Genomic DNA, 3,809 nt, shown 5'->3' with positions numbered 1-3,809 from the left:
GCCCATGTTCGCCTGGCGGCACGGCATGCGCCGGGACCGGAGGAAGCCGCCCGGCGCCCACGCCGCGGGCCGGCCCCCGGCCGACCGGCCGCCGGCGGACCCGCCGCGGGACCTCGCCCACGAGCCGGCGACCCAGCGGCTGCAGACGCTTCCGCGGGTGCGGCAGCAGGCGCAGGCCCCCGACCCGTACCAGGGGCAGCAGGCTCAGGCCCCGCAGTACGGGCGGCAGCCGCACGCCGCGCACGGCCGGCCGGACCGGCCCAGCTGGGCGGCCTCCCCCGGCGGACCGGCCGGGCAGGGGCGGCCGCCGGAGGGCCCGGTGGGACCGGGTGGAGCGACAGGTGCCGGGGACAGTACCGGCGACGACCAGACGATGCAGATCGCCCTGGGTGGACTTGGGGGACGTAAGGAATGAACGACCGTGCAGGCCGCCGCCGTGCCCGTCGGATGGCGATAGGCACCGCGGTGGTACTCGCGCTGGCCGGCATGAACGGACCGTGGCTGTACCGCTTCGGTTCCGAGCAATACCACCAGTACAAGATCGACAAGCAGGAGTACAAGGCGGAGAACGGCCGCTGGGAGATCGTCGAGTTCCCGGAGGAGTACCGCCAGAACACCATTCACGCGGCGCTGCTGCACACCGGCAAGGTGCTGCTCGTGGCGGGCTCCGGCAACGACCAGGACAACTTCGACGCCAAGCGGTACGACACCCGCGTCTGGGACCCGGTCAAGGGCACCGTCAAGAAGGTGCCGACGCCGACCGACCTGTTCTGCACCGGCCACACCCAGCTCGCCAACGGCAACCTGCTGATCGCCGGCGGCACCAAGCGGTACGAGAAGCTCAAGGGCGACGTGACGAAGGCGGGCGGCCTGATGGTCGTCCACAACGAGAACCCGGACGAGCCGATCACCCTGCCGGCGGGCACCCGGTTCACCGGCAAGGAGAACGGCAAGACCTTCGTCTCCAAGGACCCGGTGCTCGTCCCGCGCGCCAAGAAGAACTTCGACGAGGAGACCGGCGAGTTCCTGGGCAACACCCCGGGCTACGGCCGCACCTACGTCGAGGCGCAGAAGGAGGGCGCCGAGTACCAGACCGGCACGCAGGACAACTACACCGTGCGGGGCCTCAGCGGCGAGGACGCGCGGAACACGTACGGCATCGCCGAGAAGCTCGCCCTGGACAAGAAGGACTTCCAGGGCATCGACGACGCCTTCGAGTTCGACCCGGTCGCGGAGAAGTACATCAAGGTCGACCCGATGAAGGAGGCCCGCTGGTACCCGACGCTCACCACCCTGAGCGACGGAAGGATCCTCAGCGTCTCCGGCCTCGACGACATCGGCCAGCTGGTCCCGGGCAAGAACGAGATCTACGACCCCGGGACCAGGAAGTGGACCTACACGGACGAGGTCCGGCAGTTCCCGACCTACCCGGCGCTGTTCCTCATGCAGAACGACAAGATCTTCTACTCGGGTGCGAACGCCGGCTACGGCCCCGACGACGTGGGCCGCGACCCGGGTGTCTGGGACGTGGAGACCAACGAGTTCACCAAGGTCCCCGGCATGAGCGACGCCGACATGCTGGAGACCGCCAACACGGTGCTGCTGCCCCCGGCGCAGGACGAGAAGTACATGGTGATCGGCGGCGGCGGGGTCGGCGAGTCCCGGAAGGCCAGCGAGAAGACCCGGATCGTCGACCTCAAGGCCGACAAGCCGCGCTTCGAGGACGGCCCCTCGATGGACAAGGGCACCCGCTACCCGCAGGCCTCGATCCTGCCCGACGACACCGTGCTGATCTCGGGCGGCTCGGAGGACTACCGGGGGCGCGGCGACTCCGACGTCCTCGAGGCGCGCCTCTACGACACGGCGAAGAACGAGCTCAGGCGCGTCGCCGACCCGCTGGTGGGCCGCAACTACCACGCCGGTTCGATCCTGCTGCCCGACGGCCGCCTGATGTTCTTCGGCTCGGACCCGCTGTACGGGGACAAGGCGAACACCAAGCCCGGCGAGTTCGAGCAGCGCATCGAGATCTACACGCCGCCGTACCTCTACGGCGAGAACCCGCAGCCCGAGCTGGCGGGCGGCCCGCGGAGCATCGAGCACGGCGGGTCCGGCACCTTCACCTCGAAGGACGCCGCGTCGATCAAGAAGGTCCGGCTGATCCGGCCGAGCGCCTCGACCCACGTCACCGACGTGGACCAGCGCTCCGTCGCCCTCGACTTCGAGACCGACGGCGACAAGCTGACGGTGAGCATGCCGGAGAGCCGGAACCTGGTCCAGGCGGGCTGGTACATGCTGTTCGCCACCACCGCGGACGGCACGCCGAGCAAGGCCCAGTGGGTGCGGGTGCCGTAGCCGGACCGGCGGCCCGCACCCGGCACGTACGGGAACACGCGCAGGGGGCGCCCTCCGTCCTGGAGGGCGCCCCCTGCGCGGTGGCGCGGTGTGTACGTGCGTGGGTGCGGTGCCGCACGTGCGGGGTGCGCGGTGTGCGCGTACGCGATGTGCGCGGTGTGCGCGTACAAGGTGTGCGCCTACGGGGTGTGTGACGGGTGTGCGGGGTCAGTCGCCGGCCTCGGCGAGCTTCACCGCGTAGTCCTCCCACCACTCCCCGGCCTTCGGGCCGCCCTTGCACTCGCCGTCCGACTCGCCGGGCCGCTTCACCCACAGGTACGCGTCCACCAGCGGGTCCGCCGTCTTGACCGTCGGCGCCTCGCCGAGGGCGCGGCCGGGCGGGTTGCACCAGCGTTCGGCCGCGTCGCCCCCGGTGTAGGGGCCGTTGCCGTTGCGGCTGGTGTCTATGACGAAGGGCTTACCGCCGACCTTCGCGGAGAGTTCCTTGCCGTAGGCGATGGACTCCTCGGTGGAGTAGAAGTTGGAGACGTTCACCGAGAAGCCGTCGGCCCGGTCGACGCCGGCTCGCTCGAGCGGCCCGAAGATCTGGTCGGGGTCGCCCCAGCCGGCGTTGCCCGCGTCCAGGTAGACCCTGGTGTTCTCCAGGCTCTTGAGCTTGTCGATGGCGCCGTTGAGGACGTCGTAGCGCTCCTCGTGGAACTTCTCCGGCGTGCAGCCGTCGACCAGGTGGAGCACCGCGTCGGGCTCCAGGACCACGGTCGCCGCCCGGTCCCCGATGCCCTTGGCCACGCCGTCGACGAAGGCGCGGTAGGCGTCGCCGTCGGCGGCGCCGCCCTGCGAGTACTGGCCGCAGTCGCGGTGCGGGATGTTGTAGAGGACGAGCAGCGCGGTACGGCCGGCCTCGTCGGCCGCCTCGGTGAAGCCGCGGGTCTGCTCCTCCGGGTTCTCCGGGCTGATCCACTCGGCGGCGGGCTGCTCCGCTATCTTGCGGATCTGCTCGGCCTCCGCCTTCTTCCCGTCCGCCCCCAGAGCGGCCATCTGCCGCGCGGCGGTGCCCTCCGGGTTGACCCAGAAGGGGGTCGTGTCCTCGGGCTGCTGCGTGATCTCCGTTCCGGCCGCCCTGTCCGGGCCGTCCCCCTCGTCGTCGCCGCCGGAGGAACACGCCGTCATCAGCAGTGCCGTCCCGAGTACCGCCGCCGACGTCCGCCTCGCGGCGAACGCCCGGACCCCCCTGTCGCCGTACATCCAACCCCCCCCGGGAGCACTCGTTCCGTGCCTGCCGGATTCCCATCCTGGCACACCCGCCGTGGGAGCCACGCGGCCGAGCCGTTCTCGTCCGCGAGCCGCCACCACTGTCGTACGGTGGTCGGTCACCTGGGACGATCACGGAAAGCGACCGGGTGCGGAGCCGGGGGCGGACCCGGGGCGAAGGGGGCGTCGCCCCGGGTCCGCCCCCG

At 71.2% G+C, this 3,809-nt stretch carries 2 protein-coding genes and 1 pseudogene; 2 read left to right on the top strand and 1 reads right to left on the bottom strand.

What is annotated here, in order from left to right; genetic code table 11:
• Positions 1–415 (top strand): annotated as a pseudogene (locus AOK18_RS33670) (hypothetical protein); the annotation flags it as partial.
• A complete protein-coding gene (gene glxA, locus AOK18_RS23865; protein WP_055695671.1) occupies positions 412–2,352 on the top strand; it encodes a radical copper oxidase GlxA in 1,941 nt (646 codons plus the stop codon). The pseudogene AOK18_RS33670 and the gene glxA, both read left to right, overlap by 4 nt.
• Positions 2,353–2,559: 207 nt before the next feature.
• Here the strand turns inward: glxA and AOK18_RS23860 are convergent, their stop codons facing one another.
• Positions 2,560–3,597 (bottom strand): glycoside hydrolase family 6 protein, encoded by a 1,038-nt coding sequence (locus tag AOK18_RS23860; protein ID WP_055695670.1) that lies wholly within the window; start codon positions 3,595–3,597, stop codon positions 2,560–2,562.
• Positions 3,598–3,809 lie beyond the last annotated feature (212 nt).

This window comes from Streptomyces prasinopilosus (genome assembly GCF_001419695.1).
In the GTDB taxonomy this organism is placed as follows: domain Bacteria; phylum Actinomycetota; class Actinomycetes; order Streptomycetales; family Streptomycetaceae; genus Streptomyces; species Streptomyces prasinopilosus.
Note: the sequence above shows the minus strand (reverse complement) of the source record. Positions and strands in the feature narration are given on the sequence as shown.

Excerpts from the sequence above, each read along its gene's own strand:
- glxA (WP_055695671.1), top strand. The coding sequence starts at position 412 with ATGAACGACCGTGCAGGCCGCCGCCGTGCCCGTCGGATGGCGATAGGC.
- AOK18_RS23860 (WP_055695670.1), bottom strand. The coding sequence starts at position 3,597 with ATGTACGGCGACAGGGGGGTCCGGGCGTTCGCCGCGAGGCGGACGTCG.